This window comes from Saccharothrix carnea, from assembly GCF_003014735.1.
GTDB lineage: Bacteria > Actinomycetota > Actinomycetes > Mycobacteriales > Pseudonocardiaceae > Actinosynnema > Actinosynnema carneum.
Genome location: NZ_PYAX01000001.1, coordinates 185,830 through 207,602 on the forward strand (window position 1 = coordinate 185,830; position 21,773 = coordinate 207,602).

Genomic DNA, 21,773 nt, shown 5'->3' on the forward strand with positions numbered 1-21,773 from the left:
CGTTGGATTGCCGCTGCTCCGCAGGCGGGGGCGAGGGTCAGGCCAACCCGCCCTGGGTCACCGGCACCACCGGCAGGACCGTGTTGATCGGCAGGCCGGCGCGGTCGGGCAGGGCGGTCACCCACGTGTCGGCGCGGCCCTCGTCCACCAGGGAGCGCACCTCGGCGACGTCGGCGGGCAGGTCGACGGGCTCGGGCCGGGCGTCCAGGCGCCACCAGCGCAGCAGGCCGACCAGCCGCCGGGCCGAGCCCGTGGAACCCGCCCGCTCACCATCGGTCCACACCTCGGCGGTGGGAGACCAGCGCAGCAGCAGCGCCGCCGCACCGGTCTCCCGGACCTGCTCGGCCAGCCGGAGCGCCGCCGGGAACCCGATCTGCCTGCGCGGCAGCAGCACCGTCCCGGACGCCACCGGGACCAGTGCCGCGGGGCCCGCGGCGGCGCGGTGCAGGTTCAGCTGCAGCTCCGCGGTCGGCGCGGGTGTCCAGATCAGGGTTCTCGGCACGCTCACAGGCACAGATCATGCCGCAGCGGCCGGGTGGCCGAACATCCGACGCACGGCCGCGGCGATGCCGAGCACGTCGAGGTCGTGCGCCGAATCGTGGTCCTCGGCCGTGCCGTAGGCCCGCAGCTCGGTGTCCCGCCGCACGCCCAGCGACCGCAGCCGGTGCGGCACGTCCGCCAGCGCCTCGGTTGCCAGGTGCGCCGACGTGCCCTCCAGGTACGGCTCGACCAGCAGCACGTCGGCCCGTTCCACCCGGCGCACCGCCGCCAGCAAGCCGGCCGCGTCGAACGGCCGCACGGTGGTCGCGTAGAGCACGGTCACGTCCGCGTCCCGGGTGGCTTCGAGCACGGTGTCGAGCATCGGACCGACCGCCACCACCACGCCCTGCCGACCGCGCCGCACCTCGGTGAACCCCTCGACCACCGGGTGCGGCGCGCTGTTCTCCCGCAACGACAGCCGCAGGTAGATCCGGTCGTCACGGGCCAGCGCGTCCCGCACCATCGGGCCGACCTCCGCCGGGTGGCCCGGCACGCGGACCGTCCAGCCGGGCAACGTGCCGAACAGCGCCACGTCGCCGGGCGCCTGGTGCGTGCGGCCCCACACCGGGTCGTCGTACGAGCCGCCGATGCTGACCAGCACACCGCCCAGGTCCTGGTGGCCGAAGTCCAGCTTGATCTGCTCGAACGGCCGCTCGACCAGGAACGGGGCGTAGGTGTGCACCACCGGCCGCAGCCCGCTCAGCGCCAGGCCCGCGCCCACCCCGACCATCGCCTGCTCGCGGATGCCGACGTTGATCACCCGCTCGTGCGGCGCGAACGCGTCCCGCGAGATCTCGGCCAGCACGACCGCGACCCGCGGGTCGTGCCGCATCACGTCCTCCACGGTGTCCACGAACACCTGCCGCATCGACGTCATCGCCGCTCCCCCTTGCCGATCTCCGCCACCACGACCAACGGCCGACCGGGGTGGTCCTGCGTGAACGCCGCGTAGAGCGCGGCGTGGTCCCGTCCATCCACTGTGGACGCCTGCCAGCCCTCGACCTCGAACCGCTTCGCCACCCCGCCGGGCCAACCGTGCGTACCGGAGGCGTTGTCCACCACCACCGTCACCAGGCGCTCCAAACCGAGCCGCCCGGCCAGCGCGATCGCCTCGTGGTTGCTGCCCTCGTCCAGCTCCGCGTCGCCGACCAGCACGAACGTCCGCGCGGTGCGGCCCTGCAGGCGCAGGCCGATCGCGGTGCCGACGGCGATCGGCAGGCCGTGCCCGAGCGAGCCGCTGCTGAGCTCCACGCCCTTGACCAGCACGCGGTCCGGGTGCTGGCCCAACGGCGAGTCCCACGCCGTCCACGTGTCCAATGTGGAGGGATCGAGGTAGCCCTTCGCGGCCAGCACGGCGTAGTACGCCATCGGGCCGTGCCCCTTGGACAGCAGGAACCGGTCGCGGTCCGGGTCGTCCACCCGGTCCGGCGAGACGTCCAGCACCCGGTCGTAGAGCACCCACAGCACGTCGAGCGTGGACGCCGCCGCCCACTCGTGCTTCTCGTCACCTGTCATCCGCCCGAACAACGCGGGGAGGTCCGCGTAGCCCGACTTGTCCATGACCGTCATGACTCCACGAAACAACTTCGACTTAGGTAGAGGTCAACCCATAGTATGGGCACGTGAGCAAGTTGCCGGAAATGTTGACCATCGGTCAGGTGGCCGAACGCAGCGGCGTGCCGCACACCGCGTTGAGGTTCTACGAGGAACGGGGGCTGATCTCGTCCGACCGCACCGCGGGCAACCAGCGCCGGTACCCGCGGCACGTGCTGCGGCGGCTGGCGTTCATCCGCACCGCGCAGCGGGTCGGGCTGTCGCTGGAGGACGTGCACGCGGCGCTGGCGACGTTGCCGGACAACCGCACGCCGACCAAGTCGGACTGGAGCAGGCTGTCGGCGAGCTGGCAGGTGGAGCTGGACGCGCGGATCGACGCGCTTCGCCGGCTGCGCGACCGGCTGACCTCGTGCATCGGGTGCGGGTGCCTGTCGCTGCGCAGCTGCACGCTGCAGAACTTCGACGACGAGCAGGCCGCGGACGGTCCCGGCGCGCCCAAGCTCAAACCCGCCGTCGAAGGCGGCACGTGAAAACCTGTTGTGCCCGCGTGCTGCACTGGAAGTCGTGCAAGAGAAGAAGCAGATGATCCGCTTGTCGAAGCGGATGTCCAAGGTCCTGCGCCACGAACCGGAACGGGTCGGGCTGACGCTCGACGCGGCCGGGTGGGTGGACCTGGACGATTTCGTGCGCGCCCTGGGCGTGAGCCGGGCGCAGGTGCTGGAGGTGGTGGCGGACAACGACAAGCAGCGGTTCGCGATCGAGGACGGGCGCATCCGGGCCAACCAGGGGCACACCGTGGAGGTGTCGTTGGACCTGCCGGTCACCGAGCCGCCCGCCGAGCTGTACCACGGGACGGTGGGCCGGTCCCTGCCCGACATCTTCCGGGACGGGCTGCGGCCGATGGCGCGGCACGACGTGCACCTGTCCGCGTCCGTGGAGACGGCCGTGCGGGTCGGGTCACGCCGGGGCAAGCCGGTGGTGCTGGTCGTCGACGCCGCGGCCATGGCCGCAGACGGTCACGAGTTCCGGGTGAGCGCCAACGGCGTGTGGCTGGTGGCCGCCGTGCCGCCTAACTACCTGCGAGAACACGTCTCGTGAGCCAGTCGAGGCCCGCGACGACCTCGTCCGGGGTCAAGCCCCGCACCTGTCTTTGGTACTGGTAGACCTCCGGGGCCAACGGCGCCATCAGGGCGTCCACCACGGCCGCCGGTGCGCCGTCCACCAGCGAGGCCACGTGCCGCCGCCAGAACCCGTAGGCACCGGCCCGGAACCGCGCCCGGCCCGTCTCCGCGCCGAGCACCACGTGCAGGTGCCGTTCCAGCAGGCCGACCATGGTCCGGTAGAACGCGGCCAGCCGTTCGTCCGGCGGCGCGCCCGGCCCCAGCGGCGGCGGACCCGTGAGGATGCGGTCCTGGATCTCGGACTCGTGCTCGTCCAGCAGCGCCTGCGCGATCGACGTCGTGTCCGGGTAGCGCCGGTACAGCGTGGCCCGGCCCACGCCCGCGGCCCGTGCGATGTCCTCCATCGTCACGCCGACCGCCCCGCCGGCCGCGGCGAACACCTCTTCCGCGGCGGCGAGCACGCGGGCCCGGTTGCGTGCGGCGTCGGCCCGTTCCCGAGGGCGACCGACGGTGATGGCGACCTGCGCCGGTGACGACATGTGACCAACCATACGCAGACAGCCAAGCCCGCCACGCCCAACGCGCCTGAATGTTCAACCTCGAGGGTCCTGAACGTAGGACACACGGGACCCGAACGTAGGACACGCGCGCGTGTCCTACGTTCCGAACGCGCTTGTCGAACGCTCAGGACCCCCGAGTTCTGCGTTCGGGTCAGAGGAGCCAGGCGAGGGCGGCGCCCACGGCGACGACGGTCAGGACCAGCAGGACGACGGCCAGGCCGCGGGCCGTCTTCCACGTGCTGTAGACGCCACCGCCGAGGAAGCCGGCCAGGGCGATCAGCCCGATGACCACGTACTCCTTCGGCATCTACAGGACGCCCTTGGTCGACGGCACGCCGCCCACCCGAGGATCCGGCTCGACGGCCGCGCGCAGTGCCCGCGCGATCGCCTTGAACTGCGCCTCGGCGATGTGGTGCGGGTCCCGCCCGTACTCCACCCGCACGTGCAGCGCGATGCCCGCGTGGAACGCCAGCGAGTCGAACACGTGCCGGTTCAGCACGAACGGGTAGTTGCCGCCGATGGTGAAGGTGTTGAACTGCTCCGGCTCGCCCACGTGCACGCAGTACGGCCGCCCCGACACGTCCACCGCCGCGTGCGCCAGCGTCTCGTCCATCGGGATCCACGCGTCGCCGAACCGGCGGATGCCCGCCTTGTCCCCCAACGCCTCCCGCAACGCCTGGCCGAGCACGATCGCCACGTCCTCCACGGTGTGGTGCGCGTCGATCTCCACGTCACCCGTCGCCCGGACGACCAGGTCCAACGACCCGTGCACGCCCAGCGCGGTCAACATGTGGTCGTAGAACGGCACCCCCGTCGCGATCTCGACCTTCCCGGTGCCGTCGAGGTCCACCTCGACGTACACCGACGACTCCCTGGTGGTGCGCTCCACCTTGCCGACCCGGCTCACCGGCCAACCTCCTTGCTCGCCGCGAGGAACGCGTCGTTCTCCTCCGGAGTACCGACCGTCACCCGCAGATGTCCGGCGATGCCGACGTCCCTGATCAGCACACCGCGTTCCAGATACGACCGCCACGTGGCGCGCGCGTCCTCGAACCACCCGAACAGCACGAAGTTCGCGTCGCTCGGCACGACCGAGAAGCCCAGACCCGCCAACGAGTCCACCACCCGGTCCCGTTCGGCGGCCAACCGGGCCACCGAACCCAGCGTCTCCGCCGCGTGCCGCAACGACGCCCGTGCCGCCGCCTGCGTCAACGCCGACAGGTGGTAGGGCAGCCGCACGAGCTGCAACGCGTCGACCACGGCGGGCGCGGCGGCCAGGTAGCCCAACCGACCGCCGGCGAACGCGAACGCCTTGCTCATGGTCCGGCTGACGATCAGCTTCGCCGGGTAGTCCTCCAGCAGCACCACCGCGCTCGGCCGCGACGAGAACTCCGCGTACGCCTCGTCCACCACGACCATGCCCGGCGAGGCCTCGATCAGCACGCGCAGGTCGTCGATCGGCAGGCTCTGCCCGGTCGGGTTGTTGGGGCTGGTCACGAACACCACGTCCGGCGCGCGTTCGGCGATGATCTCCGCCGCGCGCTCCACGTCCAGCGAGAAGTCCGCGCGGCGAGGCGTGGGCGCCCACTCCGTGCGGGTGCCGGCGGCGATGATCGGGTGCATCGAGTACGACGGCTCGAAGCCCAGCGCCGAGCGGCCCGGACCGCCGAACGCCTGCAGGATCTGCTGCAACACCTCGTTCGACCCGTTCGCCGCCCACAGGTTCGCCGAGGTCAGCGACACGCCCGTGGACGACGCCAGGTAGGCGGCCAGGTCCTCGCGCAACGCCACCGCGTCCCGGTCCGGGTAGCGGTGCAGCTCGCCCGCGATCGCCGCGACCTCCCGCACCACGTCCTCCACCAGGGCGGGGGTGGGCGGGTACGGGTTCTCGTTGGTGTTCAGCCGGACGGGCACGTCCAGCTGAGGCGCGCCGTACGGCGTACGTCCACGCAGGTCGTCACGCAGGGGCAGGTCGATCAGCTCGACCCTGGCACCGATGGGCTTCATCCGGAGAACCTCGCCGTGACGGCCTGGCCGTGCGCGGGCAGGTCCTCGGCGTTGGCCAGCGCCACGACGTGCGGCGCGACCTCGCGCAACGCGTCCTCGCTGTAGTCGATCACGTGGATGCCGCGCAGGAAAGTCTGCACCGACAGCCCGGACGAGTGCCGCGCGCACCCGCCGGTCGGCAGCACGTGGTTGGAGCCCGCGCAGTAGTCGCCGAGCGACACCGGCGAGTGCGCCCCGACGAAGATCGCGCCGGCCGCGCGCACCCGTGCGGCGACCTCACGCGCCTGAGCCGTCTGGATCTCCAGGTGCTCGGCGGCGTAGGTGTCCACCACCCGCAGGCCCTCCTCCAGGCTGGACACCAGCACGGTCCCGGACTGCTTGCCCTGCAACGCGGTCCGCACGCGCTCGTGGTGCCTGGTCGCGGCGACCTGGCGCTCCAGCTCGGCGTCGACCGCGTCGGCCAGCTCCGCCGACGTGGTGACCAGCACGCTCGCGGCCAGCGTGTCGTGCTCGGCCTGGCTGATCAGGTCGGCGGCCACGTGCACCGGGTCGGCGGTGTCGTCGGCGAGGATCGCGATCTCGGTCGGCCCGGCCTCGGAGTCGATGCCGATGAGGCCGCGCAGCAGGCGCTTGGCGGCGGTCAGGTAGATGTTGCCGGGACCGGTCACCAGGTCGACCGGCTCCAACGCCCCGCCATCGGTGTCCGTGCCGCCGTACGCCAGCAGCGCGACCGCGAGCGCGCCGCCCACGGCCCACACCTCGGTCACGCCGAGCAGCGCGGCGGCGGCCAGGATCGCCGGGTGCGGCAGGCCGCCGAACTCCGCCTGCGGCGGCGAGCACACCACCAGCGACTCGACGCCCGCGATCTGCGCGGGCACCACGTTCATGACCACGCTGGACGGGTAGACGGCCAGGCCACCGGGCGCGTACAGGCCGACCCGGGACACCGGCACCCAGCGCTCGGTGACCGTGCCGCCGGGCACGACCTGGGTGGTCGTGTCGACCCGGCGCTGGTCGGCGTGCACCTTGCGGGCGCGGGCGATGGACTCCTCCAGCGCCGCCCGCACGGCCGGGTCCAGCTCGGACAGCGCGCGCTCCAGCTCGGACGCGGGCACGCGGAGGTACGCCGGGCGCACCTTGTCGAACTTCTCGCCGTGCTCCAGCACGGCCTCGACGCCCCGTTCGCGCACGTCGTCGACGAGTGGCCGGACCTGATGCAGCACCGCGTCCACGTCGACCTCGGCGCGCGGCAGCGCGGCACGCAGTTCGGCGGGTGACGGGACACGACCTCGCAGGTCGATGCGGCTGAGCATGCCCTCAAGGGTAAGGCGTCGCCAATTCCGTCAACTGTCAGCCCGGGTCGCGAGTGGTGAACCCGACAAACGGAGGCTACCTCTATCCGTGATCAAGGGGCCACGCTGCGTGTGCACATCTCCGTCGCAAACCCTGCTGATGATGGAGGCTTGATGTTCACCAAGCGGCGCGGCCTTGTGGCCGCCGCGCTGGTCGCGAGCGTGGCCCTGGTGCTCCCTGCGCACCCCGGGTCGGCACAACCGGCGACCGCGCAATCCCCCGAGCGGATCGTGTTCGAGGTGACCGCGACCACACCCGAGGCGCGCACGAAGGTCGCCCGGACCGGGGTCGACGTCCTCGGTCAGCACGGCGACACGCTCACCGTGATCGCCGAACCCCGCCAGCAGTGGCTGCTGCGCGCCACCGGGCTGCCGGTGCGGCACGCCGGTGACGCGGACGCCCAGCTCGCGGGCCTGGGCAAGGCGGACTTCGCCGATCCCCAGCTCGGCACGCTGGACTTCCCGTCCGGCTACACCGGCTACCACAACTACGCCGAGATGGTCGCCGAGCTGAACCAGACCGTCCGCGACCACCCGAACCTGGTCACGCTGCGCAGCATCGGCAAGTCGTACCAGAACCGCGACCTGTGGATGATCAAGATCAGCGACAACCCGGCGTCCGACGAGTCCGAGCCGGAGGTGCTGTTCACCTGCAACCAGCACGCGCGTGAGCACCTGACCGTGGAGATGTGCCTGCACATCATCAAGCGGTACACGGACAACTACGCGTCCAACGCGGCCGTGAAGGGTGCGGTCGACAGCCGGGAGATCTGGGTCATCCCCAGCGTCAACCCGGACGGCGCGGAGTACGACATCGCGACCGGCTCGTTCCGGGCGTGGCGCAAGAACCGGCAGCCGAACTCGACCTCGACCGGCACCGACCCGAACCGCAACTGGGGCCACCAGTGGGGCTGCTGCGGCGGTTCCAGCGGCAGCGGGTCGAGCGAGACCTACCGCGGCCCGTCCGCGTTCTCCGCGCCCGAGGTGGCCCGCGTGCGCGACTTCGTGAACACCCGCGTGGTGGGCGGTGTGCAGCAGATCAAGTCGCACATCGACTGGCACACGTTCTCGGAGCTGATCCTGTGGCCGTACGGCTACACCTACAACGACACCGCGCCCGGCCTGGACGCCACCCAGGCCAACGTGTTCCAGACCATGGGCAGGCGGATGGCGTCGCTGAACGGCTACACCCCGCAGCAGGCCAGCGACCTCTACATCACCGATGGCAGCGTGGACGACTGGATGTGGGCCGCCCACGGCATCTGGAGCTACACGTTCGAGATGTACCCCAGGTCCGCGAGCGGCACCAGCGGCTTCTACCCGCGTGACACGGTGATCGCCGCGCAGACCTCGCGCAACGACACCGCGGTGCAGCTGTTCCTCGACTACTCCGACTGCGTACCGCGCATCACCGGGCGCACCTGCTGACGGCCTCCACGGCCTGATCGACCTGGTCGGGCTCGACGAAGTAGTGCGGTGAGGCCCTCACCACCTCGTCGAGCCCGCGCCGGGTCATGTCCAGCAACGTGGACGACGCGCCGCTCACGGTCACCGTCACGCCCGCCTCGGCCAGCCGGTCGCGCACCTCGGTCGCGGTGAGGCCGTCGACGGTGAACGTGACGATGCCCGCCTTGCGCACGCCCGGGTCGCGCACGGTCACGCCCGGCAGCGCGGCCAGGCCCTCGCGGAGCCGACCCGCCCGCTCGCCGACCTCGCGTTCGATCACGTCGATGCCCTTGGCCAGCGCGTACCGTGCCGCCGCGATGAACCCGAGCCGGTCGGCGACGCTGGTCTCCCACGTCTCGTAGACCCGCGCGTCGTCCCGCAGCCGGATCTCGTCGGGCCCGGTCCACTCGGCGCTGTGCAGGTCGACCAGGCGTGGCCTCATGCGCTCCGCGGCCTCACGGCGCACCACGAGCACGCCGGTGCCACGCGGACCGCGCAGCCACTTGCGGCCCGTGCCCGAGATCAGGTCCACGCCCAGCTCGTCGGCGCGCACCGGCAGCTGCCCGATCGACTGGCACGCGTCCAGCAGCACCAGCGCGCCCACCTCGTGCGCCGCCTGTGCGACCTCGCGCGCCGGGTTCACCAGCCCGCTGTTGGTCGGCACGTGCACCAGCGAGACCAGCTTCACCCGCTCGTCCAGCACCTCCTTCAACGCGGCCACGTCGATCTGCCCGAACTCGTCCGAAGGCACCGCCTCCGCGGAGGCACCGACCTCCCGCGCCCGGTGCAGGATCGGGATCGCCGTGCCCGCGTACTCCGCCTCGCTGAACAGCACCCGGTCACCCGCGGCCAGCGGCACGGCGTCGAACGCGGCCAGCCACGACTTGGTCGCGCTGTCGGTGAACGCGATCTCGTCCGGCCGCGCGCCCAGCAGCTCGGCGAACACCCCGTACCCGGCTTCCAGGTCGTCCTCGCGCTCGCGTGCGGCGACGTACCCGCCGACCTCGGCCTCCCGCCGCAGGTGGCCGATCACCTCGTCCAGCACCTCACGCGGAGGCAGGGACGAACCGGCCGAGTCCAGGAAAATGGTCACTGAGTGCCCCCATGCGCTCGTGGCTGCCCGCACTTATCGCCACCAGCATGCAACAAGAACGGGGCTAGCGGGGCGTCCACTTCTCCAGGTTCCACCACGGGCCCCACGACAGCGCGCCGTGCGCGTGCGGGTCCACGACCTCTTGGTAGCCGTTCCAGTTCTCCCGCACCACGTACGTGTGCTGCACCGTCGCCAGCACCACCATGCCCGGCGCCGCCACGTAGGCGCGCTGGAGCTGCTTGTACGCCGCCGCCCGCTGCGCCGGGTCCAGCAGCGAGCGCCCGGTGTCGAGGGCGGCGTCCACCTGCGGGTTCGAGTAGCCCCACGGGTTGGGCGTGTGCAGCGGCTGGTAGGTCATCAGGTCCGGGTCGAACGGCGTGCCGCCGCCGTGGAGCAGCGCGTCCACGCCCAGCCTCGGCGTGACCGCGTCCCAGCCCAGCCCGGCCAGCTGCACGTCGATGCCGACCGCCTTGGCGTCCGCGGCGAACGCGGTGGCCAGGTCGGCGCGCACCACGTCGCCGATCGGGTACATCAACGTGAACCGGGCGACCACGCCGTCACGCGTCCGCACACCGTCCGCGCCGCGCACCCAGCCGGCCTGGTCCAGCAGCAGCTCGGCCAGCCCCTTGTCGTAGGCGAACCGCGCGCCGGTCTCCACGAACTCCGGCAGCGTGTCCGGCACCGGGGTGCTCGCCTCCGCGCCCTTGCCGCCGAGCAGGTTGTCCACCATGCCCTTGCGGTTGACCGCGTGGTTCAACGCCATCCGGATCGCGCTGTCACCCGTCACGGCGCCACCCGGCAGCGTGACCGCACGCAGGTCGGCGGTGCGGTGCGTGATCACCCTCATGCCGTTCGCGCTGCCGAACGACGCGGCCAGCCGGGGCGGCAGCGCGGTGCCGTCGAAGTCGCCCGCCTGCAGCCGCTGCGCCCGCGTGTTGTCGTCCGGCACGAACACCACGGTCAGCTTGCGGATCTTGGGCTCGCCGCCGAAGTAGGAGGCGTTGGCCTCCAGCACCAGCCGGTCGCCCTTGCGCCACTCCACCAGCCGGTACGGGCCGGTGCCGACCGGTTGCACCTCGCGCAACGGGCCGCCGAGCGCCTCGCTGGGCAGGATGCCGAGCACGAGCGTGTGCGGGAACGCCGCCCACGGCCTGGCCAGCGTGAACCGGACCGTGTGCAGGTCCAGCTGCTCCACGCCGGTCAGCTCCGCGAAGGAGGCCCGCTCGGTCGAGCCGGACGCCGGGTCCAGCAACGCCCGGTAGGTGGCCACCACGTCCTCGGGCCCGAACGACGTGCCATCGGTGAACTTCACGTCCTCGCGCAGCGGCACCGTCCAGCTCAGCCCGTCCGCGGAGGGCGTGGGCGGGTCGGCGGCGAGCTTCGGCCGCACCGAGCCGTCCACGCGGTGCTCCACGAGCCCGTCGTACAGCTTCGACACGCCCTCGCGGCCGTAGCCGAGCAGCGGGTTCAGCGTGGTCGGCTCGATCGGGTCGGCCAGCACGATGGCGCTGTTGTCCGACGTGCCCTCGGCGCTCGGTGTCGTCGAGCCGGTGCACCCCGCGGCGACGAGGACGGCTGCGACGACGAGCGGGGGCAGGAGGGAGCGCACGAGACCCGACACTACCTAGAGTGGGCCACATGCGTGTCGCCCTCTGCCAGATCACCTCGTCCAGCGACCCGGCGGCGAACCTCGACCTGGTGCGCTCGGAGACCAAGCGCGCCGCGGCCGGCGGTGCCCGCGTGGTGGTGTTCCCGGAAGCCGCCATGTGCCGGTTCGGCGTGCCCCTCGACCCGGTGGCCGAGCCGCTGGACGGGCCCTGGGCGGGCGCGGTGCGCGACATCGCCGACGAGCACGGCGTGGTCGTCGTGGCGGGCATGTTCACACCCGCGCCGGACGGCCGGGTGGCGAACACGCTGCTGGTCACGGGCGGTGGACGGCACGTCGGCTACGACAAGATCCACTTGTTCGACGCGTTCGGGTTCACCGAGTCGCGCACGGTCGCGCCCGGCTCGACGCCGGTGACCGTCGACGTGGACGGCGTCACGCTCGGCCTGGCCACCTGCTACGACGTGCGGTTCCCGGAGCTGTTCCGGGCGTTGGCCGACCGGGGCGCGACGGCCGTGCTGGTGTGCGCGTCGTGGGGCGCGGGACCGGGCAAGCGGGAGCAGTGGGAGCTGCTGGTGCGCGCCCGTGCGCTGGACTGCACGTCGTGGGTGCTGGCCTGCGGGCAGGCCGATCCCGGCGTCGACCACGGCGCGCCGACCGGCATCGGCTTCAGCACGGTCGCCTCGCCGCTGGGCGAGGTGGTGGAGCAGTTGGCGGGCGAGCCGGGGATGCTGGTGACCGAAGTGGACACTGGGAGTGTCACGCGGGCGAGGAATACGTTGCCGGTCCTGGCGAATCGCCGTCTCTGAATTTCTTTCGGGGGACGTTGCCTCACACGAACGGGTGGCAGCCGAATAGGTGGCCCTTCGGGCCGGGAAGCCTTTTGCGGGACGTAACACGACACGCGAAGGGGACCCGGCCATGATCAACCAGGCCGAAGTGGACCGCCTGTACGACTGCGAAGTGATCGACGAGCACGGTGAGCGCATCGGCTCGGTGAAACAGGTGTGGCTCGACGACCAGGACGGCCGGCCGATGTGGGCCTCGGTGCACACCGGCCTGTTCGGTCTCAAGGAGTCGTTCGTGCCGATCCAGGACGCGACCCTGGGCAACGGCGTCATCACCGTTCCCGTGGACAAGCAGCAGGTCAAGGACGCGCCCCGGATCGACGTGTCCGACCAGCACATGTCGGACAAGCAGCAGGACGAGCTGTACGAGTACTACGGCTTGATCCCGACCCACCGCACCGGTGACCACGACCGCCTGCCGGGCGGGCGCACCGAGACCAAGCCGATGCCGATGCCCGGCGCGGGCCGCACGTCCGGCCTGACCCGCGGCGAGATGCGCGGCGGCGGGGCGCCCGGTGAGACCCGGCCCGAAGGACTCGGCAACGTGCGCGGGGAGACCGCCGCCGACCGGCCCGCCACCGGGCAGCGTGGCCGCCACGAGGCCCGCACCGGCGACTCGGTCACCCGTTACGAGGAAGAGCTCGACGTCGGCACCCGCGACGTCGAGGCCGGTCGGGTGCGGCTGGTCAAGCACACCGTGACCGAGCAGAGGGACATGACCGTGCCGGTGTCGCACGAAGAGGTCCGCGTGGTGCGCGAGCCCGCCGATGGCGCGCCCACCGACCGGGCGTTCGTGGACGAGGAGGCGGAGGTGACGCTGCGCCGGCAGGAACCGGTGGTGGAGAAGAAGACCAAGGCCGCGGAGAAGGTCCGGCTGGACAAGCAGACGGTGACCGAGCAGCAGCACGTGCGCGGCGAGGTGCGCAAGGAACGGGTGGACGTCGAGCGCGACGACCAGATCGCGCAGCACGACGACCGGACCGAGCGGCGGGACACCTGACCTGGACGCGCCCGCGCCTGTGCCCCGGGCGCGGGCCCGTCCTACCTCCCGCCCGCGGCGAGTGCCGCGACCGGCAGAGGTCGCGGCACCACCGCCGCGCTAGCGCAGGTCCAGCCCAAGGTCGAGCGCCGGGGCGGAGTGCGTGAGGCCGCCGACGGCCAGGTAGTCCACGCCCGTCTCGGCGTAGGCCCTGGCCACGTCCAGCGTCAGCCCGCCGGACGCCTCCAGCGCGACACCACCCGCCCGGCGCACCGCCTCCGCGCACTCGGCGGCGGTGAAGTTGTCCAGCAGCACGAGTTCCGCGCCCTCGGCGACGGCCTCGTCCAACTGGTCCAGCGAGTCGACCTCGACCTCGCACGGCAGGTGCGGCGCGTGGGCGCGCACGGCGGCCAGCGCCGCCCGCACCGACCCGGCGGCGCGCACGTGGTTGTCCTTGATCAGCACCGCGTCGCCGAGGCCGAGCCGGTGGTTGACGCCGCCGCCGCAGCGCACCGCGTACTTCTCCAGCAGCCGCAGGCCGGGCAGGGTCTTGCGGGAGTCGCGCACGCGCGCCTTGGTGCCGGCGACCTCGTCCACCCAGGCCGCGGTGAGCGTGGCCACGCCGGACAGGTGGCACAGCAGGTTCAACGCGGTGCGCTCGGCGGTGAGCAGCCCGCGCACCGGTCCGCGCAGCACCAGGGCCGGCTCGCCGGGCACGGCCTTGTCACCGTCGTGCCGCTGTTCCAGCACCTCCACGTCGGTGACCTGCCGGAACACCTCCAGCGCCACCGGGACGCCCGCCAGCACACCGGCCACGCGCGGCGTCAACTCGGCCACGGCCACCGCGTCGGCGGGCACCGTCGCCTCGGTCGTCGCGTCCGCGCCGTACCGCAGGTCTTCCTCCAACGCCGTCGCGATCACCCGCCGGGCGTCGTCCAAGTCGAGATTCATGCCACTCCCCTCGCCACCGCAGGATCAGCCAGCACCGGCTGGCCGGACGGGTTGAGCCGGACCACCTGGCTGCGCTGCCAGCGCACGTCGTCCCGCTCGGTGAAGTCGGTGCGGACGTGGCAGCCGCGCGACTCCTCGCGCTGCGCCGCCGCCGCGATCAACGCCCGCGCGGCCACGGTGAGCGCCGCGTCCTCGACCAGCTGCCGACCGTCCAGCTTCCGGTCCACAGTGGACAGGTCGAGCACCGAGCCGACCACGGCCAGGCCCTCGGCGTCCCGGCCGATCGCCGCGTACCGGGACATGACGCGCTGCAACGAGTCCCGGTCGGCCACCGGCGCCGTCGGCAGCTCCACCGCGGCCGACGCCGAGGGGCGGGCCAGCACGCCGAGCGCCAGGTCCGCCGCGACCGCCTCGGCTGCGCGCGTGCCGACGACCAGGCCTTCGAGCAAGCTGTTGGACGCCAACCGGTTCGCGCCGTGCAGCCCGGTGCGGGCCACCTCACCCGCCGCGTACAGGCCGGTGACACCCGTCCGTCCGTCCACATCGGACACCACACCGCCGCAGGCGAAGTGCGCCGCGGGCGCGACCGGGATCGGCTCGCCCGCCGGGTCCACTCCCGCCGCGAGACAGGCCGCGTGCACGGTCGGGAACCGCCGCGCGAAGTCCGAGATGCCCGTGGCGTCGAGGAACACGTGGTCGTCCACGCCGCCGGGGCCGCCCGCCATGTGCCGGGTGATCGCCGCGGCCACCACGTCACGCGGTGCCAGGTCCTCCAACGGGTGCACGCCGCGCATGACCCGGGCGCCGGTCGCGTCGACCAGCACCGCGCCCTCGCCGCGCACCGCCTCCGTGACCAGCGGGCAGCGCCCACGCGCGCCGCGGCCGGTGTAGAGCACGGTCGGGTGGAACTGGACGAACTCGACGTCCGCCGCCACCGCGCCCGCGCGCAACGCCAGCGCCAGGCCGTCGCCGGTGGCCACCTCCGGGTTGGACGTGGCCTGGTAGAGCTGGCCGAGGCCGCCACTGGCCAGCAGCACGGCGGGCGCGCTGAGCACGCCGGGCACGCCGTTGCCGTCCAGCACGAGCAGCCCGCACACCGCGCCGAGCGGGGTGCGCACCGCGTCCACCGCGACGTGGTTCTCCAGCACGGGCACCCGCCCGTCCGACGCCGCCGCCAGCAACGCGCGCTCGACCTCCGCGCCGGTCGCGTCACCGCCCGCGTGCACCACCCGGAACGCGCTGTGCCCGCCCTCCCGCGTGCGGGCCAGCCCACCGGTCGGCGCCGGGTCGAACACCGCGCCGCGCTCGCGGAGCCTGGTCACCGCCGCCGGGCCACCGGCGATGATCGCCTCGACCGCGGCCTCGTCGCACAGCCCGGCGCCCGCGACCAGCGTGTCGCGCACGTGCGCGTCGACCGTGTCACCCTCGTCGTGCTCACCGGGCAGCACGACGGCCACGCCGCCCTGCGCCCACCGGGTGTTGCCGTCCTCGCCGGCGGCCTTGGTCACGACCAGGACCCGCAGCCCCAGCTCACGCGCGCGCAGCGCCGCCGTCAGACCGGCCACCCCCGTGCCGACGATGATCAGGTCGGCGCGGGCCTCCCACAGCGGCGTGTTCACTCGCCGCCGCCGGGCTGCCCGATCTCGATCATGCGCTGCACCGCGCCCTGCGCGCGGCGAGCCGTCTCCAGGTCCACGTGGACCTCGTCCCTGTTCTCCCGCAGCGCCCGCAGCAGAGCGGTCGGGGTGATCATCTTCATGTACCGGCACGACGCCCGGTCGTTCACCGCGCGGAAGTCGATCTCCGGCGCGGCCCGGCGCAGCTGGTGCAGCATGCCGATCTCGGTGGCCACCAGCACCGACTTGGCGCTGGTCTGCCGCGCGGCGGTGATCATGTCGCCGGTCGAGAGGATCTTGACCTTCTCCGCCGGCACGGTGCCCTCCCCCGCGAGGTAGAGCGCCGACGTGGCGCAACCGCACTCGGGGTGGATGAACAGGTCGGCGTCCGGGTTCGCCGCCGCGCGCTCGGCCAGCTCCGGGCCGTTGATGCCCGCGTGGACGTGGCACTCGCCCGCCCAGATGTGCAGGTTCTCCCGGCCCGTCTCGCGCTTGACGTGCGCGCCGAGGAACTGGTCCGGCAGGAACAGCACCTCGCGGTCGGCCGGGATCGACTTCACCACGTCCACCGCGTTCGACGAGGTGCAGCAGATGTCGGTCTCCGCCTTCACCTCGGCCGTGGTGTTGACGTAGGAGACGACGACCGCGCCGGGGTGCTCGGCCTTCCAAGCGCGCAACTGCTCGCCGGTGATCGAGTCGGCCAGCGAGCAGCCCGCCCGCTCGTCCGGGATGAGGACCGTCTTGTGCGGCGCGAGGATCTTCGCCGTCTCGGCCATGAAGTGCACGCCGCAGAACACGATGGTGGACGCGTCGCTCGCGGCCGCGATGCGGCTGAGCGCCAGCGAGTCACCGGTGTGGTGCGCGATGTCCTGGATCTCGGGCAGCTGGTAGTTGTGCGCCAGGATGACCGCGTCCCGCTTGCGCGCCAGCTCCAGCACCTCGTCGCGCCAGGCGGAATCGGGCGCGATCCCGTCGTAGGCGCCGTCCGAGGTTCGCTCCACATAGGCGGTAGCGACCATGGGTTCCTCCCTTGAGCCAGGTTTTCGCCTATCGGTCGAAAACGTGGCCGATAGTATCAGCCGAGTGGGACTGGCGGGACATGAGGTGCTGGCCGCGGTGCTCCAGGTGAGAGCCGGATCACTCCAGGTCATGCTGTGGGAGCGCGCCCGGGAACCGCACGCTCACCGCTGGTCACTGCCCGGTGGCGGGCTCGGCGACGACGAGGACGTCGAGGCCTCGATCCGCCGTCAGCTGGCGGAAAAAGTCGACGTGCGACAGTTGTCACACGTCGAGCAGCTGGCCGTGTTCAGCAACCCCGCGCGGGTGCCCGGACCGCGGGTGGTGGCGACCGCGTTCCTCGGCCTGGTGCCGTCGCACATCGACCCGGTGGTGCCGTCGGACACCGCGTGGCACCCGGTCGACGCGCTGCCCGCGACCGCGTTCGACCACGAGGCGATCTGCCGCCGCGCCCGCAGCCGGCTCGCGTCGAAGCTGTCGTACACGAACCTGGGCTTCGCGCTGGCGCCGCCGGAGTTCACCATCTCCGCGTTGCGCTCGCTGTACTCCGCGGCGCTGGGCTACAAGGTGTCGGCGACCAACCTGCAACGCGTGCTGTCGCGGCGGGGGCTGCTGGAGCCGACCGGCGGGACCGTGCAGCCGGGGCCGTCCGGTGGTCGACCGGCGGCGCTGTTCCGGTTCGTGTCCGGGAAGATGCGGGTCACCGACCCGTTCGCCGTGCTGCGGCCACCGTCCACCCGTAGCTTGGGTTCGTGACGACGACGCTCCCCCTGTTCCCGCTGGGCACCGTGCTGCTGCCCGGGGCGTCGCTGCCGCTGCACGTGTTCGAGCCGCGGTACCGGCAGCTGACCGTCGACCTGGTGACGGGCACGGTGCCGGAGCGGACGTTCGGCGTGGTGTCGATCAAGCAGGGGTGGGAGGTCGGCGCGGAGAACGTGGAGGCGCTGTCCGACGTCGGCTGCACGGCCGTGCTGCAGGAGGCGCGGCGGCTGCCGGACGGGCGGTTCGACCTGACCACGAAGGGCGGTCGGCGGTTCCGGCTGCTGGACGTGGACGAGGAGAGCGCGCCGTACCTGGTCGCGTCGGTGCAGTGGCTGCCGGACACCGCCGCGCCGCCGGAGGTGGAGGCCGTGCTGCCGCTGTTGGCGGAGAGCGCGCGGGCGGCGCACGGGCGGTACCGACAGGCGGCGTACCGGAGCGTGGGTCGGCCGCCCGGTCCGGACACGGGGTTGGCCGACCTGGCGTACGCGTTGGCCGGTGACTGCCTGCTGACGTGGGAGGACCGGCAGCGGTTGCTGGAGGAGACCTCGCCGGCGCGGCGGTTGCGGATGGTGCGGAAAGTGCTGCACCGCGAGGCGGGCATTCTGGACGCGTTGAGCGCCGTGCCCGCGCCGTTGTCGGAATTGGGCCACCTGCCTCATCGCAACTGACCGTTCACGTGGGCGGTGTAAGATGCCGCGAATGAATAGCATGCGTGCGCTGCTCGACCTCGACCTGCCCCTGATCGCGGTGAGTTTCGCCGACGAGGACAGCGAGCGGGCGGCGGCGGAAGCGCGTTCCGCCGGGGTGGACGTGGCCGAATTGCGCATCGACCGGTTCGCCCGGACCGACGTCGGGCACGTCCGGGAACAGGTCGGGGCGTTCGCCGGGCTGCCGGTGCTGGCGACCGTGCGCTCGGCGGCGGAGGGTGGCGGGTGGAGCGGTGCCGAGGAGGCGCGGCTGGAGCTGTTCCGCGAGGTCGCGCCGCTGGTGGACGCCGTGGACGTGGAGCTGTCGTCGCGGGAGGTGGTGGCGGACGTGATCGCCGCCGCGCACGCGCACGACGCGTTGGCGATCGTGTCGTACCACAATTTCGACCACACGCCCGATATCGCCGAACTGGACCGGATCGCCCGTTCGGCGAAAGAGGCCGGTGCGGATATCGTGAAGATTTCCACGATGGCCACGAATGCCGCCGACCTGAAAGTCCTGGCGTCATTGTTGGTGAATGCCGGTGATACCGAGATGATCGTGATCGCGATGGGCGAGATCGGCACCGCGTCCCGCATCTTCTTCCCCGCCCTCGGTTCGCGGTTGACTTACACGTTCATCGGACACCAGCCGACGTCGGGCCAACTCGATTACGCCGAGACGTCCCGGCTGATCCGCAGGTTCTACCCGGAGTACGACCGGCGGAAGGGCGGGGTCGACGCCTGAGCTGCCGGGGCCGACGTCCTGAGCGTTGAACTCGGGGGTCCCGAACGTAGGACACGGTCGTTCTGAACGTAGGACACGCGCGACGCGAGGGGACGACTCGCGCGGGCGTGCGGGAGCGTGCGGGCGAGGAGGGTGACGGTAGACCGTTGGTGTTGAGATGTTGATTCGTCCTATTGCCCTCTAGTGGGATTGTTCAACAATCCTCTAGCGTGTGGTCCACGGCACAACCCACCCACGGTTGCGAGGTGACCACCCATGAGCACCACGGACGTCGACACCGCGGCGGACCGAGGCCCGTTCGCCTGGTTCCACACGCTGGGGCGCAACGGCAAGCGGGCCTTCGTCGGCGCGTTCGGCGGCTTCGGCCTGGACGCCTACGACTTCCAGGTCCTGCCCCTGAGCCTGTTCGCGATCACCGCCTACTTCGGCATCACCACCGGCGACGCGGGCCTGCTCAACACCGTCACCCTGGTCGTCTCGGCCCTCGGCGGCGCGATCGCGGGCATCCTCGCGGACCGCATCGGCCGCGTCCGCACCCTGATGATCACGGTGATCACCTACGCCGTCTTCACGGTCCTGTGCGGCTTCGCCACCAGCTACGAGACGCTGCTGGTCTTCCGCGCCCTGCAGGGCCTGGGCTTCGGCGGCGAGTGGGCGGCGGGCGCGATCCTGGTCGCCGAGTACTGCAAGCCCCAGTACCGCGGCCGCACGGTCGCGTTCATCCAGAGCTCGTGGGCGGTCGGCTGGGGCCTGAGCGTCATCGTCTACACCGCAGTGTTCAGCTTCCTGCCGCAGGACATCGCCTGGCGCGTGCTGTTCTGGACCGGCGCCATCCCCGCCGTCCTGATCTTCTACGTCCGCCGCAACGTCAAGGACGCGCCACGCGCCGAGCGGGCGCTGGTGGCCAGCCCGCGCAAGGGCAACTTCAAGGCCGTCTTCCAGGGCAAGCTCGGCCGCACCACGCTGTTCGCCGCACTCCTGGCCACCGGCGTCCAAGGCGGCTACTACACCCTGGCGAGCTGGGTGCCGACGTTCCTCAAGACCGAACGCGGGCTCAGCGTCGTCGGCACCGGTGGGTACCTGGCGCTGCTGATCACCGGCGCGTTCGCGGGCTACGTCACCGGCGGCTACCTGACCGACCTGCTCGGCCGCAAGCGCACGTTCACCCTGTTCGCCGTGCTCAGCGCGATCCTCATCGTGCTGTTCACCAACATCCCGCCGGGCGCTAACGGCCTGATCCTGCTGGTCACGTTCCCGCTCGGGTTCACCACGTCGGCGATCTTCAGCGGCTTCGGCTCGTTCCTCGCCGAGCTGTACCCGACGGACCTGCGCGGCACCGGCCAGGGCTTCACCTACAACTTCGGCCGCGCGGTCGGCGCGTTCTTCCCCACCCTGGTGGGGTTCCTGGCCGGGACCATGGGCGTCGGCGGTGCGATGATCTGCGGCGCGGTCGCCTACGGCATCGCCGTGGTCGCCCTGCTCGGCCTCCCCGAGACGAAAGGCGTCGAACTGCGATGACGACGATGACACCGGCACAGGTTCGCAACGACCACCACGGACCCACCGCCGGGCTGGCGGACGGCTACGCCCAGGCCAACCTCATCGCGGTGCCCGAGGACTGGGCCTACGAGGTGCTGCTGTTCACCCAGCGCAACCCCAAGCCGTGCCCGGTCCTGGACGTCACCGACCGGGGCGCCACCACGACCGTGCTGGCCCGCGGCGCCGACCTGACGCGCGACCTGCCCCGCTACCGGATCTGGCAGGACGGCGAACTGGTCGACGAGCCGACCGACGCGTCCGCGTACTGGCGCGACGACCTGGTCGCGTTCCTCATCGGGTGCAGCTTCACGTTCGAGTCCGCGTTGAAGCAGGCGAACGTCCCGCTGCGGCACGTCGAGCAGGGGCGCAACGTGCCGATGTACGTCACCGACCGCGAGTGCCGCCCGGCGGGCCGCCTGCACGGCCCGATGGTCGTGTCGATGCGCTACCTGCCGGCCGACCTGGTCGAGACCGCCCGGACGGTCACCGCCCGGATGCCCGCCGTCCACGGCGCACCGGTCCACGTCGGCGAACCGGGCGCGCTCGGCATCACGGACCTGGACCAGCCGGACTTCGGCGACCGCGTCGAACCGCACGAGGGCGACGTGCCGGTGTTCTGGGCGTGCGGCGTGACACCGCAGGCGGCGGTGATGGCGTCGAAACCGCCGTTCGCGATCACCCACGCGCCGGGGCACATGTTTGTCACCGACGTGCCCGACAGCGCCTACGTGCTCTGACCCGCTCTAGCCGAGCCGTCGACCGAGGTCGTCCAGACCGTTCCACGCGGCCAGGCAGCCGTACGCCAGCGCCGTGCCCAAGGGCCACGCCAGCAAGCCCCACCACGTCTCCAGCACCGGGGCCAGCGCGATGACGTCGCCCACCTCGGGCGCGGCGCTGACGGCGTACCGGCTGCCCGCCGAACCGACGCCGGTCAGCTGCGCCAGGTAGGCCGCAACGCCCGCGCCGAGCGTGGCCGCGAGCATCACCACCGGGCCGCGCCGCTCCCGCAGCAACCACACCGCGATGCCGGTGATCAACCCGGCCGCCAGGCCCATCAGCACGAACAGCATCAGCCCGTCGAGCCGGTGGTAGCTCTCACCGGTGACCGGGATCAGCGACCCGTCCTGCTGCGCCACCACGTTCTGCGGCGGCGCGAGCCACGCCCACAGCCACCCCACCGGCAGCCCGAACAGCGAGATCGCGGACAGCACGGAGAACGCGGGCAGCAGGTCGCGCTTCACCACGACCCGCGGGCGTTGCACCACGTAGTAGTACTCGAACGCCGGTGCGGGTGGCACCCGAACGGGAGTGGCCCGCTCGTCCACCGGTTGCTCCGCCACCCGACGAC

At 72.1% G+C, this 21,773-nt stretch carries 24 protein-coding genes; 10 read left to right on the forward strand and 14 right to left on the reverse strand.

Annotated elements, in window-relative coordinates; genetic code table 11:
• Positions 1–37 precede the first annotated feature (37 nt).
• From B0I31_RS00880 to B0I31_RS00890, 3 genes are read right to left on the reverse strand one after another with little or no spacing between them, the layout of a single operon-like run.
• Complete coding sequence (locus tag B0I31_RS00880; RefSeq protein ID WP_106613369.1) at positions 38–508, reverse strand: hypothetical protein; 471 nt, start codon at positions 506–508, stop codon at positions 38–40.
• A gap of 9 nt (positions 509–517) precedes the next feature.
• On the reverse strand, positions 518–1,417 hold the full coding sequence (locus B0I31_RS00885; protein ID WP_106613370.1) for a transketolase family protein: 900 nt from the start codon (positions 1,415–1,417) through the stop codon (positions 518–520).
• Positions 1,414–2,109, reverse strand: a complete 696-nt coding sequence (locus B0I31_RS00890) for a thiamine pyrophosphate-dependent enzyme (RefSeq protein ID WP_106613371.1) — start codon at positions 2,107–2,109, stop codon at positions 1,414–1,416. Before B0I31_RS00890 ends, B0I31_RS00885 begins: the two co-directional genes overlap by 4 nt.
• 71 nt (positions 2,110–2,180) lie before the next feature.
• On the opposite strand from B0I31_RS00890, the gene soxR reads away from it, so the two are divergent.
• Together soxR and B0I31_RS00900 are read left to right on the forward strand one after the other, a co-directional pair.
• On the forward strand, positions 2,181–2,624 hold the full coding sequence (gene soxR, locus B0I31_RS00895) for a redox-sensitive transcriptional activator SoxR (protein WP_181319975.1): 444 nt from the start codon (positions 2,181–2,183) through the stop codon (positions 2,622–2,624).
• 52 nt (positions 2,625–2,676) lie between these two features.
• A complete protein-coding gene (locus tag B0I31_RS00900; protein ID WP_106613956.1) occupies positions 2,677–3,192 on the forward strand; it encodes an RNA 2'-phosphotransferase in 516 nt (171 codons plus the stop codon).
• On the opposite strand, the gene B0I31_RS00905 is transcribed toward B0I31_RS00900, so the two are convergent.
• The 5 genes from B0I31_RS00905 to hisD form a co-directional block, all read right to left on the reverse strand.
• Positions 3,164–3,754 (reverse strand): TetR/AcrR family transcriptional regulator, encoded by a 591-nt coding sequence (locus B0I31_RS00905; protein WP_106613372.1) that lies wholly within the window; start codon positions 3,752–3,754, stop codon positions 3,164–3,166. The two genes, B0I31_RS00900 and B0I31_RS00905, sit on opposite strands and share 29 nt — an antisense overlap.
• A gap of 172 nt (positions 3,755–3,926) precedes the next feature.
• The gene (locus B0I31_RS40300; RefSeq protein ID WP_181319930.1) at positions 3,927–4,082 is read right to left on the reverse strand and encodes a hypothetical protein; all 156 of its coding nucleotides are present in this window, start codon (positions 4,080–4,082) and stop codon (positions 3,927–3,929) included.
• Complete coding sequence (gene hisB, locus B0I31_RS00910; protein WP_073899729.1) at positions 4,083–4,682, reverse strand: imidazoleglycerol-phosphate dehydratase HisB; 600 nt, start codon at positions 4,680–4,682, stop codon at positions 4,083–4,085.
• Positions 4,679–5,782, reverse strand: a complete 1,104-nt coding sequence (locus tag B0I31_RS00915; protein WP_106613373.1) for a histidinol-phosphate transaminase — start codon at positions 5,780–5,782, stop codon at positions 4,679–4,681. The genes hisB and B0I31_RS00915 overlap by 4 nt, the downstream gene beginning before the upstream one ends.
• Positions 5,779–7,095 (reverse strand): histidinol dehydrogenase, encoded by a 1,317-nt coding sequence (gene hisD, locus B0I31_RS00920; protein WP_106613374.1) that lies wholly within the window; start codon positions 7,093–7,095, stop codon positions 5,779–5,781. The genes B0I31_RS00915 and hisD overlap by 4 nt, the downstream gene beginning before the upstream one ends.
• A gap of 153 nt (positions 7,096–7,248) precedes the next feature.
• On the opposite strand from hisD, the gene B0I31_RS00925 reads away from it, so the two are divergent.
• Entirely contained in the window at positions 7,249–8,562 is a 1,314-nt protein-coding gene (locus B0I31_RS00925) for a M14 family metallopeptidase (protein ID WP_106613375.1), read from the forward strand.
• Here the strand turns inward: B0I31_RS00925 and B0I31_RS00930 are convergent.
• Both B0I31_RS00930 and B0I31_RS00935 read right to left on the reverse strand, forming a co-directional pair.
• Positions 8,543–9,673: an aminotransferase class V-fold PLP-dependent enzyme gene (locus tag B0I31_RS00930; RefSeq protein WP_245949570.1), complete on the reverse strand. Its 1,131-nt coding sequence runs from the start codon at positions 9,671–9,673 to the stop codon at positions 8,543–8,545. The genes B0I31_RS00925 and B0I31_RS00930 overlap by 20 nt on opposite strands.
• A gap of 64 nt (positions 9,674–9,737) precedes the next feature.
• A complete protein-coding gene (locus B0I31_RS00935) occupies positions 9,738–11,282 on the reverse strand; it encodes an ABC transporter substrate-binding protein (RefSeq protein ID WP_245949571.1) in 1,545 nt (514 codons plus the stop codon).
• A gap of 29 nt (positions 11,283–11,311) precedes the next feature.
• Here B0I31_RS00935 and B0I31_RS00940 point away from each other — a divergent pair, with 29 nt between their 5' ends.
• Together B0I31_RS00940 and B0I31_RS00945 are read left to right on the forward strand one after the other, a co-directional pair.
• A complete protein-coding gene (locus tag B0I31_RS00940; protein WP_106613378.1) occupies positions 11,312–12,088 on the forward strand; it encodes a carbon-nitrogen hydrolase family protein in 777 nt (258 codons plus the stop codon).
• A gap of 112 nt (positions 12,089–12,200) precedes the next feature.
• A complete protein-coding gene (locus tag B0I31_RS00945; protein ID WP_106613379.1) occupies positions 12,201–13,127 on the forward strand; it encodes a DUF2382 domain-containing protein in 927 nt (308 codons plus the stop codon).
• A 99-nt stretch (positions 13,128–13,226) separates the two neighbouring features.
• Here the strand turns inward: B0I31_RS00945 and nadC are convergent, their stop codons facing one another.
• From nadC to nadA, 3 genes are read right to left on the reverse strand one after another with little or no spacing between them, the layout of a single operon-like run.
• Positions 13,227–14,057 (reverse strand): carboxylating nicotinate-nucleotide diphosphorylase, encoded by an 831-nt coding sequence (nadC, locus tag B0I31_RS00950; RefSeq protein ID WP_106613380.1) that lies wholly within the window; start codon positions 14,055–14,057, stop codon positions 13,227–13,229.
• Positions 14,054–15,676, reverse strand: a complete 1,623-nt coding sequence (locus B0I31_RS00955) for an L-aspartate oxidase (RefSeq protein WP_106613381.1) — start codon at positions 15,674–15,676, stop codon at positions 14,054–14,056. The genes nadC and B0I31_RS00955 overlap by 4 nt, the downstream gene beginning before the upstream one ends.
• Positions 15,673–16,692 (reverse strand): quinolinate synthase NadA, encoded by a 1,020-nt coding sequence (nadA, locus tag B0I31_RS00960; RefSeq protein WP_106613382.1) that lies wholly within the window; start codon positions 16,690–16,692, stop codon positions 15,673–15,675. Before nadA ends, B0I31_RS00955 begins: the two co-directional genes overlap by 4 nt.
• A 64-nt stretch (positions 16,693–16,756) precedes the next feature.
• Between nadA and B0I31_RS00965 the strand changes: the two genes are divergently transcribed.
• From B0I31_RS00965 to B0I31_RS00985, 5 genes are all read left to right on the forward strand, one after another.
• Complete coding sequence (locus B0I31_RS00965; RefSeq protein ID WP_181319931.1) at positions 16,757–17,446, forward strand: NUDIX hydrolase; 690 nt, start codon at positions 16,757–16,759, stop codon at positions 17,444–17,446.
• Positions 17,443–18,120, forward strand: a complete 678-nt coding sequence (locus B0I31_RS00970; protein WP_106613383.1) for an LON peptidase substrate-binding domain-containing protein — start codon at positions 17,443–17,445, stop codon at positions 18,118–18,120. Before B0I31_RS00965 ends, B0I31_RS00970 begins: the two co-directional genes overlap by 4 nt.
• A 31-nt stretch (positions 18,121–18,151) precedes the next feature.
• Positions 18,152–18,886, forward strand: a complete 735-nt coding sequence (gene aroD / locus B0I31_RS00975; protein WP_181319932.1) for a type I 3-dehydroquinate dehydratase — start codon at positions 18,152–18,154, stop codon at positions 18,884–18,886.
• A 255-nt stretch (positions 18,887–19,141) separates the two neighbouring features.
• A complete protein-coding gene (locus tag B0I31_RS00980) occupies positions 19,142–20,404 on the forward strand; it encodes an MFS transporter (protein WP_106613385.1) in 1,263 nt (420 codons plus the stop codon).
• Between the two features lie 5 nt (positions 20,405–20,409).
• The gene (locus B0I31_RS00985) at positions 20,410–21,162 is read left to right on the forward strand and encodes a putative hydro-lyase (RefSeq protein ID WP_245949572.1); all 753 of its coding nucleotides are present in this window, start codon (positions 20,410–20,412) and stop codon (positions 21,160–21,162) included.
• 6 nt (positions 21,163–21,168) lie between these two features.
• Here the strand turns inward: B0I31_RS00985 and B0I31_RS00990 are convergent, their stop codons facing one another.
• A complete protein-coding gene (locus B0I31_RS00990; RefSeq protein WP_106613387.1) occupies positions 21,169–21,765 on the reverse strand; it encodes a DUF2567 domain-containing protein in 597 nt (198 codons plus the stop codon).
• Between the last annotated feature and the right edge of the window lie 8 nt (positions 21,766–21,773).

Excerpts from the sequence above, each read along its gene's own strand:
- B0I31_RS00885 (WP_106613370.1), bottom strand. The coding sequence starts at position 1,417 with ATGACGTCGATGCGGCAGGTGTTCGTGGACACCGTGGAGGACGTGATG.
- B0I31_RS00890 (WP_106613371.1), bottom strand. The coding sequence starts at position 2,109 with ATGACGGTCATGGACAAGTCGGGCTACGCGGACCTCCCCGCGTTGTTC.
- soxR (WP_181319975.1), top strand. The coding sequence starts at position 2,181 with ATGTTGACCATCGGTCAGGTGGCCGAACGCAGCGGCGTGCCGCACACC.
- B0I31_RS00900 (WP_106613956.1), top strand. The coding sequence starts at position 2,677 with ATGATCCGCTTGTCGAAGCGGATGTCCAAGGTCCTGCGCCACGAACCG.
- B0I31_RS00905 (WP_106613372.1), bottom strand. The coding sequence starts at position 3,754 with ATGTCGTCACCGGCGCAGGTCGCCATCACCGTCGGTCGCCCTCGGGAA.
- B0I31_RS40300 (WP_181319930.1), bottom strand. The coding sequence starts at position 4,082 with ATGCCGAAGGAGTACGTGGTCATCGGGCTGATCGCCCTGGCCGGCTTC.
- B0I31_RS00915 (WP_106613373.1), bottom strand. The coding sequence starts at position 5,782 with ATGAAGCCCATCGGTGCCAGGGTCGAGCTGATCGACCTGCCCCTGCGT.
- hisD (WP_106613374.1), bottom strand. The coding sequence starts at position 7,095 with ATGCTCAGCCGCATCGACCTGCGAGGTCGTGTCCCGTCACCCGCCGAA.
- B0I31_RS00925 (WP_106613375.1), top strand. The coding sequence starts at position 7,249 with ATGTTCACCAAGCGGCGCGGCCTTGTGGCCGCCGCGCTGGTCGCGAGC.
- B0I31_RS00940 (WP_106613378.1), top strand. The coding sequence starts at position 11,312 with ATGCGTGTCGCCCTCTGCCAGATCACCTCGTCCAGCGACCCGGCGGCG.
- B0I31_RS00945 (WP_106613379.1), top strand. The coding sequence starts at position 12,201 with ATGATCAACCAGGCCGAAGTGGACCGCCTGTACGACTGCGAAGTGATC.
- nadC (WP_106613380.1), bottom strand. The coding sequence starts at position 14,057 with ATGAATCTCGACTTGGACGACGCCCGGCGGGTGATCGCGACGGCGTTG.
- nadA (WP_106613382.1), bottom strand. The coding sequence starts at position 16,692 with ATGGTCGCTACCGCCTATGTGGAGCGAACCTCGGACGGCGCCTACGAC.
- aroD (WP_181319932.1), top strand. The coding sequence starts at position 18,152 with ATGAATAGCATGCGTGCGCTGCTCGACCTCGACCTGCCCCTGATCGCG.
- B0I31_RS00980 (WP_106613385.1), top strand. The coding sequence starts at position 19,142 with ATGAGCACCACGGACGTCGACACCGCGGCGGACCGAGGCCCGTTCGCC.
- B0I31_RS00985 (WP_245949572.1), top strand. The coding sequence starts at position 20,410 with ATGACACCGGCACAGGTTCGCAACGACCACCACGGACCCACCGCCGGG.